The 17,134-nt window shown below is 45.7% G+C and carries 15 protein-coding genes; 11 read left to right on the forward strand and 4 right to left on the reverse strand.

Annotated elements, in window-relative coordinates:
- Window positions 1–59 precede the first annotated feature (59 nt).
- Both C0Q44_RS17505 and C0Q44_RS17510 read left to right on the forward strand, forming a co-directional pair.
- Entirely contained in the window at window positions 60–554 is a 495-nt protein-coding gene (locus C0Q44_RS17505; RefSeq protein WP_105408570.1) for an RNA polymerase sigma factor, read from the forward strand.
- Window positions 551–1,549, forward strand: coding sequence for a hypothetical protein (locus tag C0Q44_RS17510; RefSeq protein WP_105408571.1), 999 nt, complete (start codon window positions 551–553; stop codon window positions 1,547–1,549). Before C0Q44_RS17505 ends, C0Q44_RS17510 begins: the two co-directional genes overlap by 4 nt.
- 101 nt (window positions 1,550–1,650) lie before the next feature.
- Here the strand turns inward: C0Q44_RS17510 and C0Q44_RS17515 are convergent, their stop codons facing one another.
- Window positions 1,651–2,001: a winged helix-turn-helix transcriptional regulator gene (locus C0Q44_RS17515; protein ID WP_105408572.1), complete on the reverse strand. Its 351-nt coding sequence runs from the start codon at window positions 1,999–2,001 to the stop codon at window positions 1,651–1,653.
- Window positions 2,002–2,133: 132 nt separating this feature from the next.
- Here C0Q44_RS17515 and C0Q44_RS17520 point away from each other — a divergent pair, with 132 nt between their 5' ends.
- The 3 genes from C0Q44_RS17520 to C0Q44_RS17530 all read left to right on the forward strand — a co-directional run bounded on the left by C0Q44_RS17520 (window position 2,134) and on the right by C0Q44_RS17530 (window position 4,728).
- Entirely contained in the window at window positions 2,134–3,072 is a 939-nt protein-coding gene (locus C0Q44_RS17520) for a DsbA family oxidoreductase (protein WP_105408573.1), read from the forward strand.
- Window positions 3,073–3,438: 366 nt separating this feature from the next.
- The gene (locus C0Q44_RS17525) at window positions 3,439–4,137 is read left to right on the forward strand and encodes a hypothetical protein (protein ID WP_105408574.1); all 699 of its coding nucleotides are present in this window, start codon (window positions 3,439–3,441) and stop codon (window positions 4,135–4,137) included.
- A gap of 24 nt (window positions 4,138–4,161) precedes the next feature.
- Window positions 4,162–4,728 carry a hypothetical protein gene (locus C0Q44_RS17530; RefSeq protein ID WP_105408575.1) on the forward strand — a complete coding sequence of 189 codons (567 nt, stop codon included), beginning with the start codon at window positions 4,162–4,164 and terminating at the stop codon, window positions 4,726–4,728.
- 106 nt (window positions 4,729–4,834) lie between these two features.
- Here C0Q44_RS17530 and C0Q44_RS17535 read toward each other — a convergent pair whose 3' ends face one another.
- Window positions 4,835–5,662 (reverse strand): AraC family transcriptional regulator, encoded by an 828-nt coding sequence (locus C0Q44_RS17535; RefSeq protein WP_258166409.1) that lies wholly within the window; start codon window positions 5,660–5,662, stop codon window positions 4,835–4,837.
- A 198-nt stretch (window positions 5,663–5,860) separates the two neighbouring features.
- Between C0Q44_RS17535 and C0Q44_RS17540 the strand changes: the two genes are divergently transcribed.
- Complete coding sequence (locus C0Q44_RS17540) at window positions 5,861–7,255, forward strand: family 4 glycosyl hydrolase (protein WP_105408577.1); 1,395 nt, start codon at window positions 5,861–5,863, stop codon at window positions 7,253–7,255.
- A gap of 175 nt (window positions 7,256–7,430) precedes the next feature.
- Here the strand turns inward: C0Q44_RS17540 and arfA are convergent, their stop codons facing one another.
- Window positions 7,431–8,924, reverse strand: coding sequence for an arabinosylfuranosidase ArfA (gene arfA, locus C0Q44_RS17545; protein WP_374955123.1), 1,494 nt, complete (start codon window positions 8,922–8,924; stop codon window positions 7,431–7,433).
- A gap of 223 nt (window positions 8,925–9,147) precedes the next feature.
- Between arfA and C0Q44_RS17550 the strand changes: the two genes are divergently transcribed.
- The 5 genes from C0Q44_RS17550 (at window position 9,148) to C0Q44_RS17570 (ending at window position 15,816) form a co-directional block, all read left to right on the forward strand.
- A complete protein-coding gene (locus tag C0Q44_RS17550; protein WP_105408578.1) occupies window positions 9,148–10,068 on the forward strand; it encodes an ArsR/SmtB family transcription factor in 921 nt (306 codons plus the stop codon).
- 216 nt (window positions 10,069–10,284) lie between these two features.
- A complete protein-coding gene (locus tag C0Q44_RS17555; protein ID WP_258166410.1) occupies window positions 10,285–12,336 on the forward strand; it encodes a glycoside hydrolase family 16 protein in 2,052 nt (683 codons plus the stop codon).
- 250 nt (window positions 12,337–12,586) lie between these two features.
- On the forward strand, window positions 12,587–12,901 hold the full coding sequence (locus C0Q44_RS17560; RefSeq protein WP_105408579.1) for an ArsR/SmtB family transcription factor: 315 nt from the start codon (window positions 12,587–12,589) through the stop codon (window positions 12,899–12,901).
- Window positions 12,898–15,399 carry a DsrE/DsrF/DrsH-like family protein gene (locus tag C0Q44_RS17565; RefSeq protein WP_105408580.1) on the forward strand — a complete coding sequence of 834 codons (2,502 nt, stop codon included), beginning with the start codon at window positions 12,898–12,900 and terminating at the stop codon, window positions 15,397–15,399. The genes C0Q44_RS17560 and C0Q44_RS17565 overlap by 4 nt, the downstream gene beginning before the upstream one ends.
- Window positions 15,400–15,678: 279 nt before the next feature.
- Complete coding sequence (locus C0Q44_RS17570; protein WP_181151056.1) at window positions 15,679–15,816, forward strand: hypothetical protein; 138 nt, start codon at window positions 15,679–15,681, stop codon at window positions 15,814–15,816.
- 50 nt (window positions 15,817–15,866) lie between these two features.
- Here the strand turns inward: C0Q44_RS17570 and C0Q44_RS17575 are convergent, their stop codons facing one another.
- Entirely contained in the window at window positions 15,867–17,006 is a 1,140-nt protein-coding gene (locus C0Q44_RS17575) for a GerAB/ArcD/ProY family transporter (protein ID WP_105408581.1), read from the reverse strand.
- Window positions 17,007–17,134 lie beyond the last annotated feature (128 nt).

Here is a 17,134-nt window from a genome sequence, read left to right on the forward strand (position 1 = left end):
AAATGTGACCGAATGTCGTCTTTAAGAGTGTTTACGGTATAAAGGAGGGCAAAACAACCATGCAGCGATCACTGCCCGAGCCGGGCGATCATGTGATGAACATCTATGAGGCATACGCGGATACGCTGTTCCGGATTGCCATGGTACACCTCGGCAGACGAGAGGACGCGGAGGAAGCCACTCAGGATACCTTCATCAAATTTATTGAAAAGGCCCCCACATTCAACGATGCAGAGCATCAAAAAGCATGGTTGATCCGGGTCATCACCAATCATTGCAAATCCTTAGTAGGCAGAGGCTGGCGCAAACGGGAAGTCAAACTGGAGGAAACAGATCCCCTTACGACGGATAGTCCAGAAGACCAGGCGCTGATTGAACTCGTACGGTCACTGCCCGTCAAGTATAGATCAGTAGTTCATCTGTTTTATTACGAAGATTATCCCGTCCGGGAGATTAGCGACATTCTGCAGATCAGCGAGTCAGCGGTGAAGATGCGATTAAAGCGGGGAAGACAGCTGTTAAAACTGGAGCTGGAAGGGGAAGAACACCAATGAACGAGGAACAATTCAAACGAAACTATAAGAAAGCGGTGGATCATATGAAAACAGACGATCAAATGAAAAAACGGGTTGAGCAATCCTTAAACACACAGCGTCAGCAACCAAAACGTTCACGCAAACCTCTCTACATAGCAGCAAGTGTTGTTGTAGCAGCAAGCATCGGGCTTGCTGCACCGAGTGTATGGCAGCAGTGGAGTGGAACGAGCGCACCGGTGACAGAAGTGGCGTCGAATGATATTTTGCGGACAACTACTTCCAATACGCCGAATACAGCGTATGATCCGGTGGTTATTCCAAAAACAGAATTGCCTAAGTCAGAAGGCAAAGGTGCGATGGCGGATATGCTGCAACTGGTAATCTATCAGGGGAATGTCTATACGCAGTCTGCAACTTCGCTGGAAGGTGCAAATGCGCTGGCGTTGCGCGGAGAGAAGCTAGGCACGACGACGGGCGGCATCAATGAACTGAGCAGCCAGGATGAGTACAAAGAGCTGGCTTCCAACATTGGGGAAGCTGACATCTACGCGGTGAGCGGTTACGATAAAGAGTTCCGCATCATGTCCTACACCGAAATGGATGGTCAGGTGTATGCCCAGTTGTTTGATAAGATGCATGACATGACCATCAGTAGCGGTGCTGATCTGATCGGTAAACTTCATCTTGAAGGACGAATTACTTCAGCTCAGTGGGAAACCTTTGATAGCTGGAACAACGGATTGCAGCAAATGCAACCGCTGACAACGGACAAATCGTTGGATACCTTCATCTCAGCGTTGTATGCCGCCAAACCGATCGCAACAAGCCCTCAACTGGAAGAGAATCTCTACAGTAAAGAAGATCGCAAGATCATCTACCTGACGCTGGAAGACAAGACCCAAGTCCCATTGGTCCTGTTCGGTGAAGGTTTAGTACGTTACGGCAACGTACCGGCATTTCTTGAAGTCGAGCAGGGTGCTTTCCAGACGTTCTGGAACAGTCTGGGCGAGTAAAGGTACTGAAGCAATAATGAACATTAAACGATAAAACTTATACACCACAAAGCGAGCAGGGCATGCATATGCCTTGTTCGCTTTGTGGTGTATATTCATTTTTACACCGAGCCTGCATCCTTTATTCCTGCGTTCATATTCTTCTTACCCCATACCACAATGGATTCAATCAAGGGAACCAGTTCTTTCCCAGATGACGTAAGTGAATATTCTACTCTTGGTGGGACTTCGTTGTACTGCTCCCGATGAACGATGCCGTACTGTATCAGATCTTTCAAACAGTTGGTCAACATCGTTCCGGTAATGCCGGGAAGTCTTCGTTTTAATTCATTGTAACGTATGCTCTCATTCTCACTGAGGATTGCCAATATAGGCAGATTCCACTTGCCCCCAATCACCTGAAATGCATAAGTCGCCGGACATAATTGATCGAAATTAAAGTCGTATTTCACTTGATAACCCCCAATAGTATACTTTTTGATACTAAGTCAGAAAAAGAATCGTACTTGTTCTAAAGATTGTAGACATTATAATCATACTAACACAAGTAATCCATTCATAAGATAAATAAAGGCGGGATAGATATGAGTAACGAATCCATGATGTGTGATCTGGAAACAGGGGTATGTGGTGTCAGTGATGAAGAGGTCATGCAAGCAGTCAACCTTAACCAAGTCGAGAAGAAGGTAACCCTTTATTATGCAACTGATCCGATTTGCTCCCACTGCTGGGCACTTGAGCCTGTGCTGAATCGGTTTATGGAAGAGTACGGTCATTATTTTAATGTTGAAATAAAAATGGGTGGTTTGCTTGCGGGTTGGGATGGATTCTCAGATGGTGCTAACGGAATTCAGAAACCTTCTGATGTTGCCGGCCATTGGAGAGAAGTAGGAGAGCACTCACGGATGCCGATCGACGGCTCATTGTGGCACGACAATCCGATTCTTTCTTCATATCCTCCATCTCGCGTTTTCAAAGTGATTCAGGGCAAACAGCCTGGAAAGGAACATGAATTCTTGAGACGAGCACGTGAATCCGTATTTGCATTTAACCGAAATATTGGAGAAGATGACGTACTTATGGACATCGTCGATGAACTGGGTTTGAATGGAAAACAAATCGTTGAAGAAGCTGCCCAGCAATCCGCACAAGATTCATTAGAGGAAGATTTCGAGATGGTTGCTCGTCTGGGGGTTCGAGGCTTCCCGTCCATTGTCATCGTCAATGAAGATAACCAAGGCGTGAAAGTGGTCGGTGCACGTTCCCTTGATACGTATGTTCAAGCACTTCAGCAAGTGACGGGCGAAGAACTGAAACCAAGAGGGATGACTACATTGTCTGAAAAAATCAAGGAGGGTCAGCTTCTGTTCTCCAAAGAAATTGAGGTGATGTACAACATCGAGAAGAGTGATATCGAGTCATATGTTAAATCTGAATTAGCGGAGAACACATATCGTATGCAGCATGTTTTGAACGAGATGTATATTGAACATATAAAAGACAGGAAAATGATAGAAATATAATTAGCACATTTATCCATGCGTTATTACAATTTCCCCGAGGGTTATAATTCACGAAAGTAATATTAGTACATGTAAACGATAATAGGACAGGCAAGTCTCAAGCATTCGCAGCACCTCTCGTTAAAGAGTTGATCGCGTCTATTCGAACGGGCAGGAAGTTTTAGCATTCCTGAATGAGGGCTATACGATGGTAACATTATGAAATATCTAAGAGAGGGAGCAGGTCACAGATGTGGCTTGCTCGTTTTTTTGCGTGGATGTGCTCCAAAAAAGAATCACATATCCTAAATTTATACAAACGAAGGATTTTATTCTGATATAATAGAATCTTCATGATATGAATGCTGAAAGGAATGAAAGATGAGAATGAATAGGTGGGAAGTTGTTTCTTATTCTGCTGTATTTGTATTTGTGTTGGTGATGTTGTTGTACGAGCAATCGATTGTTCTGATATTAGGCACTGTACTTATCACCACACTTATCGCGTTTACCATTCGCGTCATTCATCCCATGGCTTGGGAAACACGGATGGATCGCATGGAAACTTTTTTGCGAAAAAATCAGCATACGCCTTATATCTACATTTATTATGTGATTGCCAACAGACTGGATGAAGAAGTTGAAATCACGATGGAGCAGCTCCTAAGCAAGTATCCGAAGAAAAAGACACAAGCGGTATATAATGCAGCTTATGGGTATTATCGCAACGACATGCTAACGCTAAGGAATGCGGTCAATAATATGCCCAAATCGGATTATCGTACATATTACGAAACGATTTTGCTTGTAGAGAATGGTTGGAGTGAAAAAGCAAGAGAGCTGCTGCAAACGATTAAGAAACCGTGGATGAGATCCATACTTCTCGCGGGCATCGAACTGAAAGCGGGTAATCGTGAAATTGCAATCGTACATGCTCATGAAGCGATCGATGCTGTCAAAGGTGTCCAGCGTTATGTGCTTATCAAAGAATACGAGAGGTCCTATACAGATGACACTTCAGTTTTCGACACACGGATGTCCTATTCGCACAGGCAACCAGTCCACCCATCGCGTACACTGAAGTAAACCCAGTGGAGTGAGGTGAATTCCATGGCTAAAACCAATGAAATACGTGCAAAGGCAATACGGTACAGAGGTCGCCCGGTATGCGTGACTCTCCATAATGGGGAGACGTACATCGGTTACATCTCCGGAGTGAGCAGTGGGGATGTGGTGCTGACCGGGGTAGATAAACTGTCGAATGGATCAACATCCGGAGGCAGTACACGACGTACGAAATCGAGAGCGAAGGCTGCTCCAGCCAGCAAATCTGCATCTTCTGTGAATCGTAAACGGGTAAACGGCATAAACAAGTCATCGAAGCGGACCCGAGTAACCTCTCGCGCAACGTCTCGTCAAGCTCCCGCCCAGGTGTCATCCTTTATGCCCATGATGGGCTCGCTCTTAGGAGGGCTTGGTGGGGGAGGTTCACTTGGAGGTATGCTGGGCGGCGGAATGCGTCTGTTCGGCATGATCCAGCAATTCGTACCCGTTGTGAAAATGGGCTACGGCATGATTAAGCAGATTCAGCCATTTATGGGTGCTGTGCAAGGTCTGATGGCTCCGTCGGCCCAAGGTCAAGCTGCCCAAGCTGAAGCTGAAACGGGAGAGAGCTAATAATCCGTTCAGCGCAAAGAAACGAAGCTGCAAGCTGCTTTCCGTACATTATCGGAGGCAGCTTATTTGCTTGCCTTTGTGCGCCAAAAAGAGCTATCCAAGCGGGTTATTCGAATTTAGAAGGAGGCACGTTGTACACTTTTTTGAAGGCTTTGGAGAAGGTGAACGGGTCGGGATAGCCCAAGAATCCGGCAATTTGCTGAATCGTATATTTTTTCTCGTAGAGATAGTCCCTGGCCCGGTTCATTTTAATTTGATTCATGTACTGCCCTGGCGTGATCCCCAATATTTTCTTGAACAAAGAGATAAAGTATTTCTCGGAGACACCGGCAATAGCCGCAAGCTCGTTAACCCGGATGGCACGATGCAGATTATCATCCACGTATCGAAATACGTGCTGCAGAATGTCCAGACTTCCTTCCGGTTTCCTGGGTTTCCGATTTTTCAGGAAATCACCGCTATACAGGTCCTGCCTGTGAAGTTCAAGGATCTTCGCGATGACGAGCAGCAGAGAAGCTTTTAAGTAGAGTGGACTACCACCGCCGTTGCCCTGCTTGAACCGTCGATAGGATGAGATAAACAACGTCGCCTCCTCCCGAATGAGGTTGCCCTGCACGATGCCCGGTAGCTGAAACTCCCCCAGAATTCGCTTTTGCTCGGCGATGCCGAAATCAAAGTGCATATATATGAATCGGCACAACTCTCTGGTCGTAGAGGCAATATAGGGCATATCCGGATAGAAAAACACCACGTCTCCGGGGACTGCCGTATGTTCGATTCCACCGATGGTAACTTTGACGGAGCCTGTTGTAATGAACCACAGATCGTAATCCGAATGTGACTTGTGCTCCGTCCACGTCCGATCGTGAGTTTGTTCCAGATAGGAACTCATTCGAAGAGTGATATGCTCCGAAAGTTCGTCAATAACACTCATATTTACAGTCCCTCTATGCATCTGATTCACTCCATTCGTATCTACTTTATGACATCCAGTACTTTTCAACTAATATAGCAAAGGATTAAAGCGTTGTTAAGTATCGTACGATATGACATGTTTTAAAAACCCTCACACATTCCGCTTTCTGGCCACTCGCCTATAATGGACTTATATCGCTATGAGGAGGGTTTATTGATGAAGGGTTCGAATATGCAGCACCCTAAGGTAGTTGTCATCGGAGCAGGCAGCCTGTTTTTCGGTCGTCAGTCCATTTGGCAGATGGTCCACTCGCCATACTTGAATCAAGGAACGCTTGCACTGGTGGATACGGACGAGGAAAGACTCACGAAAATGGTAGCACTGGCGGAGATGGTCGCTCGGGAGAACCATGTATCCTTAAAAGTGGAGGGTTCGGTCGACCGAAGGCAGGTGCTGCCGGGAGCGGACTTCGTTGTACTCAGCTTTGCGGAGCAATCCGTCAAATACAGGGGTATCGACTGTCAAGTCTCTTTAAAGTACGGCATTCGTATGTGCTCAGGCGATACCATTGGACCGGGCGGGATCTTTCGGGCGATGCGGGAACTGCCGGTGATTATGGAATGTGCCAAAGACATTGAAGAGCTGTGCCCTGACGCATGGGTAATCAACTATATTAATCCGTCTACCGTTCATGGTATCGCACTACACCATTATGCACCCAAGCTCAAAACGTTTGCGCTGTGCGATAGTCATCATATGCCACATAAGAAAGCCTATTACGCAGTACGAGCCGGTATTATTGGAGATAAGAGCGAGTTCACCAACGAGATCGATCGGAATTTCGATTTCCGCATAGCCGGTGTCAATCATTTCACTTGGCTTCTCAAAGCCGAATATGAAGAAAAAAATGTCATGCCCACGATTGCGGAAGCTATGCGCAAGATGGCAGGTGATGAGAACAACGGCGGCGATCGCGGTGCAAAAGCCATTTTTAACGACGCAATAACCTATGAACTGTACGATATCTTTGGGATAATCCCTACTTGCACGGCGCATACGAAGGAATACGTTCGGTACTGGCAAGGGCTCGGCAATACTGCCGACGCGATCCCGCCATTGTCGATCTGGGAGACGGAGGACAGGTACGAACGACATGATGAAATGTGGCATCAGGTCGATGATTTCCTTGCAGGGAATCTCCCGATTGCCGACTACATGAGCACCTTTGGCCCGGATCATGCGACAGATATCATTGAAAATATGGTGGGGAATTTGGGTAAAACATTCTTCATCAATACGCTCAATCGCGGCGCGGTAACGAATATGAATGAAGATTCGTTCCTCGAACTGCTGTGCGAAGTAGACATGAACGGAGTGAAACCGATCCCTGTAGGCGAGATGCCACGGGGGATAAGAGGCATGCAAGAACTTGTGCTGGATACGCATGAGCTTACGGTCGAAGCTGTCATCGAGCAAAGTTACGAAAAATTGAGAAGGGCGATGCTCACCGATCCACTCGTGAATTCCATCAGTGATGCGGACAAGATCATCAACGAATTGCTGGAATTAGAGCGTGAGATGATTCCAGATATCTGGTACCGACACGTATAGTCGCCAAAAGTATGCATAACCGTGATTATTTGCGTCTGAAAGTGCATTAGAACATATACCAAAAAGACCTCCAGCCCCGTAAGAAGGCTGAAGGTCTTTTGGTATGCATTGGAAACCGCTGTGTTTTAGCCAAGTTTCCAACTCCAAAAAGACAGCTTATCTGATCTGTTAAAATTTAAGCCTGTTTCGTTTTCAAACGAATCACATTCCATGACGCTTTGTTCAGAACTGCTTGTACTTTGCCTTGGTCAATCGTTGTGTGTCCGCCGTTGTGAGGAACAACGTTACGCGGGTTCTCTTTGGTATTGATCGCTTTCAGATCGTTGTTCTCCAGTACGAGATGTTCCACAAATGTAGTCTCCCCGAAGGAACGAAGATCCACATTAAGCTCCATCTTTTCATCCAGATGTCTATTTACCGCAAAGATCGTGATCATGCCGCTTTCTTCATCATGCACACTGATCGCTTCGAGGTAAGGCACATCGGTAAAGTCTTTGGAATCATATTTCGGTGAAGATACGACGGAACGAAGCACCGTACCGCGTCCGAAATTGGATGCATGCATGAACGGGAAATAGGTCGTCTGGAACCAGATCGCTCCGTTGTTCTCGGTCATGATTGGTGCAATGACATTAATCAGCTGTGCAAGACAAGCCATCTTTACACGGTCCGCATGTTTGAGAATGGTAATCAGGTAACAGCCCACCGCCAGTGCATCCTCATGGGTATACACATCTTCGAATTCTGGAGGTGCAATCTGCCAACGTTCTTCCATACGGCTTGTGCCGATAGAGTTCCAGACATTCCATTCGTCGAGCGAGAGCATCAATTTCTTTTTGCTGCGTTTCTTGGCTTGCACAAAATCACAGATCGAGGCAACGCTGTCGATGAATTGATCCAGATCTAGCGATGTAGCCAGGAAATCATATGTGTTGTCTTTGTTATTGTTGTAATAAGCGTGCAGGGACAGGTAGTCCACATTTTCGTAAGAGAGATCGAGAACAGTGGCTTCCCAATCTGCGAATGTACTCATGCCACGGCTGGAACTTCCGCATGCCACGAGTTCAATATTTGGATCGACCCATTTCATGGCTTTCGCTGTCTCATTCGCAATCCGGCCGTATTCGTGCGCAGTCATGGCGCCAATCTGCCAAGGACCATCCATTTCGTTGCCAAGACACCAGGTTTTGAATTGGTGAGGGTCCTTGTAACCATGGGAGATCCGCAGATCACTCCAATACGTGCCCGAAGGATGGTTACAATATTCCACCAGATTTCTTGCAGCATCAATGCCACGGGTACCTAGATTAACAGCCATCATCACTTCAGTTCCAACCAGCTTGGCCCAATCTGCGAATTCATTGGTACCCACCGCATTGGTCTCAATGGTCCACCAAGCAAGTTCAAGTCTGCGTTTGCGTTCCGCTACCGGGCCCACGCCATCTTCCCAATTGTAACCGGATACGAAATTTCCACCTGGATAACGGACGACCGGCACGTTCAGTGCTTTGATCGCATCAATAGCGTCCTGACGGAATCCTTGTTCGTTTGCCGTGGGGTGACCCGGATCGTAAATACCGCCATACACAGCCCGTCCCAAATGTTCTACAAAGGAACCATATACACGTGGATCAACTTCAGCCACTTTAAAGTCTTTATCAATAAGCATCTTGGATGTAAGCAAAATGAAAACCTCCATTGGATTAAGTAGTGGTGTCAACATGACTTCAAATCGAGTTGAATTCGCTATTCAGAAAACTCAATATATTGATTTCGTACTTAATATGTATCATAATGCCATTATACGAGCAAGTTTATTTTGTAGGATTCGCAAAATAACGAATTCTAAATCACGGCATAATGAAAATCAAATCGATAAGGAAGTGAAGCTCATGATGCTTGGTACGGATGCATCTTCACTCATCATTTATGAGGCGCTCGCAAGTGAAGCACGATTAAATATCGTTCGTCTATTGCTGCAAAACAAAGAAATGCACATTAATGCGCTCGCCAAAGAGCTTTATCTTAGCAAAGCAATCGTTAGTACCCATGTGAGCAAGCTGCAAAAGGCCGGAATAGTAGGCAGCCGAATGAAGCGTGAGAACGGTGGAACCTATAAATATTGTTTTATTCTGCAAGAGTTCATGACGATTAGCCTGTCTCCTGAACCGATTGATGCACCATACCACGAAGTGTCCATTCCGGTAGGGCAGTATACAGATTACGAAGCGTGGCCGACATGCGGTATAGCGACAACGACCCAGATGATCGGACAATACGACACGCCAGCGTGCTTTATGGACCCGGATCGGGTAAATGCAAGTATTCTCTGGTTAGCACGAGGTTTTCTTGAATATAAAATCCCTAACTACTTGTATACAGATCAGCAACTCAGGGAAATTGAAATTTCACTTGAACTCAGCTCAGAAGCACCCAAAGTCAATGAAAACTGGCCCTCTGACATCCGCTTTACGCTTAACGGAAATTACCTCGGAACCTGGACAAGCCCCGGCGACTTCGGAGATCGGCAAGGAAAGCTTACCCCCCAATGGTGGAAATCTGACGTCAACCAGTATGGTATGCTGAAAGTACTTCGTATCAATGCGGAAGGCACATGTATTGACGGTCAACGCATCTCGGATGTTCGCATTTCTGATCTGGATCTCCAAGCAGCCACTTACTGGACCTTCGGAATAAGCCCTGAAGAAGGGATGCAGGGGCGAGGCGGGCTTACACTATTCGGGAAGGGGTTCGGCAATTACGATCAGGATATTCTGATTCGTTATTACTATGATGCCCCGCATCCTGTTTAATGAGAGATGATGGAGAGAAATATTTATTACACATGTGCATGAGGCAGCCGATATAGACCGGTGGCCTCTTTGTGTTTGAGTAATGTTGTATCATTTTATCTAACGATACACCTTTCAGCCAATCATTCTTTACGATAGAATAAAGATATCCAATATGTAAGCGTTTACCTAAATGCTCATAGATTGGAAAAACCGAGGACTGAAGGAGGACAATAAATGAGACCATCTCATCTCAGGGAGACATGGTTGGTGCGGAAAGGCATTGTTCTGTTGCTCATCTTGATTATGCTGGCCAGTATCGGTATATGGCCTGCCTCGATGGTTCGGGCAGCAGGAACAACAGTTACCTCAATGGATTACTTTTCAGCGGCAGACGGACCTGTGATATCGAAGTCAGGGGTTGGCAAAGCCAGTTACGGATTCGTCATGCCCCGATTCAATGCCGGTTCTGCGACATGGAACGATGTGCATAGTGATGTGGGCGTCAATGTGAAAGTAGGCAACAACTGGGTAGATATTGATCAAGCGGAAGGTTATGTCTACAACCAAAACTGGGGACATTGGAGCGATGGCGGATTCAATGGATATTGGTTTACGGTCTCTGCTACGACTGAGATTCAGTTATATTCCAAGGCTAATGGAGTAAAGCTTGAGTATCAGTTTGTTTTCCAGAACATCAACAAAACAACGATCACAGCGATGAATACCACACAAGGACCCCATATTACAGCCAGTTTCACAGGCGGGTCAGGCTTCACCTATCCAACCTTCAACAATAATTCTGCAGTTAGCTATGAAGCCGTAGCGGATGACCTGAAGGTGTATGTCAAACCGGTAAACAGCAACAACTGGATTGATATTGATAATCATGCGGCCAGCGGCTGGATATACGATCAGAATTTCGGCCAGTTCACAGAGGGTGGAGGGGGATATTGGTTTAACGTCACCGAGTCGATTCATGTGAAATTGCAGTCAAAAACATCCTCCGTGAATCTTGTTTACACCATCACGTTTAATGAACCTGTACGAAATTCATTCCTGATTACTCCGTATGAAGGGACAACATTCACAGCAAATGATAGTGGTTCCATCGGCATACCTCTTCCCAAAATTGATGGCAGTGCACCCATTGCCAAGGAACTGGATCATTTCATATATCAAATTAACATCAACGGCCAATGGGTGGATCTGAGCAACACCAGTCAAAGCAAATTTACTTACTCCAGCAATGGCTACAACAAAATGTCCGATGCTAACCAGTGGGGCTATTGGGCTGATCACATCTATGGTCTGTGGTTCCAGCCTATTCAGGAGAACATGCAGATGCGGATTGGCTATCCGCTCAATGGACAAACGGGCGGGAATGTGGGCAACAACTTTGTGAACTATACATTAATTGGTAATCCTAACGCTCCGCGTCCGGATGTGTCGGATCAAGACGATATTTCCTTGGGTACACTGACCAATCCGGTTATCGAGGGGATGAATCTCATCTGGCAGGACGAATTCAACGGAACAACGTTAGATACGAGCAAATGGAATATGGAAACAGGCTATTATCTCAATGACGATCCTGGAACCTGGGGCTGGGGCAATGCCGAACTACAGCATTATACGAACAGTCCGCAAAATATTTTTGTTCAGGATGGAAAGTTGAATATCCGGGCATTGAACGATAACAAGTCATTCCCGCAAGACCCTAACCGTTATGCAAAATACGCCTCCGGCAAGGTAAATACCCAAGATAAATTGACCTTGAAGTATGGACGAGTAGATTTCCGTGCCAAGTTGCCTACAGGTGATGGCGTCTGGCCTGCACTTTGGATGCTCCCGCAAGATTCTGTATATGGTACATGGGCTGCATCAGGCGAGATTGACGTAATGGAAGCGAGAGGGCGTCTGCCTGGCATAACGAGTGGAACGATTCACTATGGCGGACAGTGGCCTGCCAACCAATATGCGGGGGGCGAATATCATTTTCCTGCTGGGCAAACCTTTGCAAACGATTATCATGTATATTCAGTAGTCTGGGAAGAGGACAACATCAAGTGGTATGTGGACGGCAAATTTTTCTACAAAGTGACCAACCAGCAGTGGTCCTCGGCTGGTGCACCGAACAACCCGAACGCTCCTTTTGACGAACCGTTCTATCTGATCATGAATCTGGCGATCGGCGGCAATTTTGACGGCGGCCGTGTGCCGAGTGCGGCTGATATCCCTGCCACGATGCAAGTGGATTATGTACGTGTATATAAAGAGCAGCCGTAATCGTAATCCAACGCAAGCTAGGGAAGCACTAAAGTATTGAATAGGTGTAGATTCGGAATGATTCCATTTAGCGAGGTGCTGTTCGGCAGACAAAGCTTAAATGGGGTGGTGGTATATTAAATATACCCGCCTTGTTTAAGCCTTTTTTATGAAAACTTGGAGGGAGGGGGAGGTTCATGATGAAAAAGTGGTTTGACATTTAAATCGCTATATCGTAATATTGCAATATAACGTTTTAGGAGGCGCAAGTATGAATATTCCCGCTTTTGACAGTACGAATCTGAAGCAGTTCGATGAACCTGCCAATCTGCTTAAAGCTCTATCTCACCCCATTCGTCTGTGCATTGTACGTGGGCTAATGCGAAAAAAGAAATGTAATGTTTCATATATGCAGGAATGTCTGGATCTCCCGCAATCAACAGTGTCCCAGCACTTACAGAAGCTACGCAGTGCAGGCATTGTCGCCACCGAGCGTAATGGCCTTGAAGTGAATTATGTACTTGCCGACCAACGTATTGAACAGATCGTAACGATTTTATTTGGAGAGGAAGATGTTGAATCATGAGTAAAAAGATACTTATTGTGGGCGGTGTAGCAGGTGGTGCATCTGCTGCCGCACGCCTGCGGCGTCTGGATGAACATGCCGAAATTATTATATTTGAGAGAGGTCCTTATATTTCATTTGCGAACTGTGGACTACCTTATTATATCGGAGGTACGATCGAGGACCGCGAGCGTCTGCTCGTGCAGACACCCAAGGGTATGGCGGATCGCTTCCGGATCGATGTTCGCACAGAGAGTGAGATCGTTTCCGTTGATTCTCACAATCGTACAGTTAAGGTACACAGTCGTGAACGTGGTTCATATGAAGAGAGCTATGACGAGTTGATATTGTCACCTGGTGCGCGTCCGGTCGTTCCCGATGTGCCTGGCAAGGATCATCCGCTAATCTATACAGTCCGCAGCATTCCAGACATTGATCGGATCAAGAAACACGTAAGTTCGTCTAACAACGCATCTTCAATCGTAATTGGCGGTGGATTCATTGGTGTTGAAATGGCCGAAAATCTGAGGGAAGCCGGATTGGATGTCACACTTATTGAAGGCAATGAGCAGGTTCTCATGCCGTTTGATGTTGAATTAGCTGCTGCATTATCGCAGGAAATGGAGCAACATGGTGTAAAGCTGTTATTCTCCCAGCGTGTACAGGGCTTCCATACGCTTGAACAGGGCATTGGTGTTGAGCTTGCCGATGGTCGCATCCTTTCCACGGATCTGGTTATTCTCGCGATCGGGGTGACTCCAGATACTTCATTCCTACAAAATAGCGGCGTCTCCCTTGGTACACGTGGGCATATCATTGTCAATGAAGCAATGGAAAGCAGTGAGCCTCATATATATGCTGTTGGAGATGCCATTGAAGTAACAGATTACATTCATGGAACCAAGACCGCCATTCCACTTGCAGGACCTGCCAACAAGCAAGGACGCATCGCAGCTGATCGCATCGCTGGACTCCAATCAACCTACAAAGGAACACAAGGAACATCCATTATTAAAGTGTTCGGCATGACCGGAGCAACGACAGGCAGCAATGAAAAAACACTAAAACGTCTGGGTAAAGCTTATCGGTCTGTAATTGTACATCCAAGTTCTCATGCATCGTATTATCCAGGTTCAAGTGCAATTACTCTCAAACTGCTGTTTACACCCGAAGGGAAAATCTTGGGGGCACAAGCCGTTGGTTATGAGGGTGTCGACAAGCGGATTGACGACATTGCCGTAGCGATTCATTTTGGTGGTCATATCCGTGATCTGACCGAACTTGAGTTAAGTTATGCACCGCCCTATTCTTCAGCGAAAGATCCGGTTAATATGGCGGGTTATGCGGCGGAGAATATCATGGCAGGGCGTGTTCATACGTTCACCTATGATCAGCTGTCTGAACGTCAGCCAGAGCAATCCATACTGCTGGATGTACGTAGTGTACTAGAGCACTCCAACGGAAATATTCCGGGTTCACTAAACATTCCAGTAGATGAGCTTCGTCAGCGGTTAGATGAATTGGACACAGCCAAAGAAATCTGGGTATATTGCCAAGTCGGTTTGCGTGGCTATACCGCTTCACAGATTTTGCGTCAGCATGGCTTTAACGTGAAAAATCTGAGTGGTGGCTACAAAACATATCGTCAGGCACAATTTAAACCAGCTCCATATCCTACCCGAAACGGGGAGAATACGGGTGGACAGGGTCATAACCAACCCATGCTTGCTGTAAAGGAAACTTCACTGGAAACGACCAGCCAAACATCTGCACAACCACTACGTATCCATAAAGAATTGGATGTATGCGGTTTAAGCTGCCCCGGTCCACTAATTCAAGTCAAGCAGAAGATGGATCAACTTTCGGACGGACAGGCCTTGCGTGTGAAAGCTTCTGATCCTGGATTCTATGAAGATGTGAAAGCGTGGGCGGGTATGTCGGGTTCATCGCTCCTGCACCTGGAACGCAAAAAAGGAGGCATGATCGAGGCAATCCTTGCCAAAAATACAGCAAAAACCATAAACTCAACGTTGGAGTCTCCTAGAGGTGAACCTGCCAGCACGATGGTTGTCTTTAGCGGTGATCTGGACAAAGCGATTGCATCCTTCATTATTGCGAATGGAGCAGCAGCAAGCGGACGTAAAGTAACGATGTTCTTCACATTCTGGGGATTGAATATTATCCGTAAACACCAAGCACAGCCTGTCTCCAAAACAATGATCGGTCGTATGTTTGATATCATGCTTCCGCGTGGCAGTCACAAGCTCGGCATGTCCAGAATGAACATGCTCGGCGCAGGTCCCAAGATGATCCGAGGTCTTATGCAGAAAAATAACGTTGCTTCTCTGGAAGAATTGATGCAAATTGCCATTGCGCAAGGTGTTGAAATTGTTGCTTGCCAGATGTCCATGGATCTAATGGGCATTCAGCATGAAGAATTAATAGACGAGGTTACCATTGGTGGTGTCGGATACTACCTCGGACAGGCAGATCAGGCCAATCACAATCTGTTTATATAGCAACGCTAAGGCGCGTACCTAATTCAAATGGTCAAAGACGGTATAGTTGTACAACTGGTTCAATCCGCTGAAGATAGTCAGACTGTGCCTGATTTTCACATGAATATCAAAGCTTTCGAAAATATATTGTAACCATACTCATAATCAGATATGATACGGCTACAAAATAATATCATGCTTGTTTTTATCCTCGGGTAAAAACTAAAATGGCATTGAGTCTCATTCCCGTTAGGGCCTATGTGATAGGAGGGGGGATTCGATGTCATTTTTTATGATTTTGTGTCAGGCAAGGCAGATATGGACATCAAAGCAGGCTATCTCAAGAAAGAGAAGGTGTTTGGCCATAAAACGATCACATGGTTTGCGGATAATACAGAAAAGAACACCCCTCAAGGAGTCCTTCTACTTGGGGGATGAACATAGAAGATATTTCTTCAAGCTGGAAGAACAAGTCTGGCTCATCATGTTTATTGACTTTGAACGGAATTCACCTCCAGAGTTCCATCAGTATCTTGCTTCCCACCTTTTTTACGAACAAAGCTAATGAGTAGCAGCAGTAGTGGTAACAGGCCGAATAAAAAAATGGATATATTTCCGAGAAAATCCCCCAAAGCTAGTGTTTCCTCCAGGTTTTTAGGCAAATAAGCAATCACATACAAGACAGGTAACATCGCGAATTGTATGCCTGTAACATTTTTGAGACGAAACAAATCTCGAATGCCAACGGAAGCAAAGTAGTGCTTAAAAGCATATGTTGCGAAAATTTGCATCAGCCAAAACACCATAAACAGCGATTCATAGCGCTCAAAAAGAAACCCTTCAATTTCAAAACTTCGAACCATGTCTAACGTTGGCCACATCCGTGTTTGAATTCCTGGCAAAGATAAATTTCCCACCACTAATACAATCGTGACTAAATATATAATCGTGCAACTAAGTATGCTGTATATAGCGGCTTTGTTGCTACCTTTGTTGTCCGCCATGTATGCTGTAATGATGAGCAATACCTCATATCCCGAATAGGAAAGAGCCGAAGGCTTAATCCCTTTCAACACCGGCATAAAACCATCTCCTAGAACCGGTCTGAGATTATCAAGTTCAAACATCTTGCTACTTAGAAGAAAAACCAGGGCGAGCAACAATAGTGTAACGGGCAATACAATTTCAAAGACCCGGATGATGACCTTCAAACCACCAGATATCATGTATATACCAATCCACAAGCTGACCATGATGGTGACCCAAGTAGGAGTACGTTCCAGAATGTACATACTAGTAATCTCAGCCATGACTCTGACTTCAAATGAACAAAGAACAACAAAATATACGATAATTAAAAGTCCCAATAGATAAGAGATCCATTTACCTGTTATTTCGGGTACAAATTCAAACACCGTTTTACCGGGGAATCTACGCGACAAGGTTACAAGCAGGAGGCTGATTCCTGTTACGAGCACCCCTGACATGAGGACGGATATCCACACATCTGGAGTTCCTACTGCTTTACTGATTGTCCGAGGGAGTGTTAGAATCCCAGCTCCAAGTATCGAATTGATAACCACAACAATAACCTCGGAAGTATTAATCTTGGATGAGGATTGTTTCATTGGCTTCACTCCAAACTGGAGAATTTGTTTGTAGTATCGCCATACTCCGTATTTTTATGTAAGTTATTGTAAAGAGATGAAAGTTATGATATTCAAAACGCTTTACCAGAAAGAAAAACAAACACCCG

Source organism: Paenibacillus sp. PCH8 (assembly GCF_002968835.1).
Classification (GTDB): domain Bacteria; phylum Bacillota; class Bacilli; order Paenibacillales; family Paenibacillaceae; genus Paenibacillus.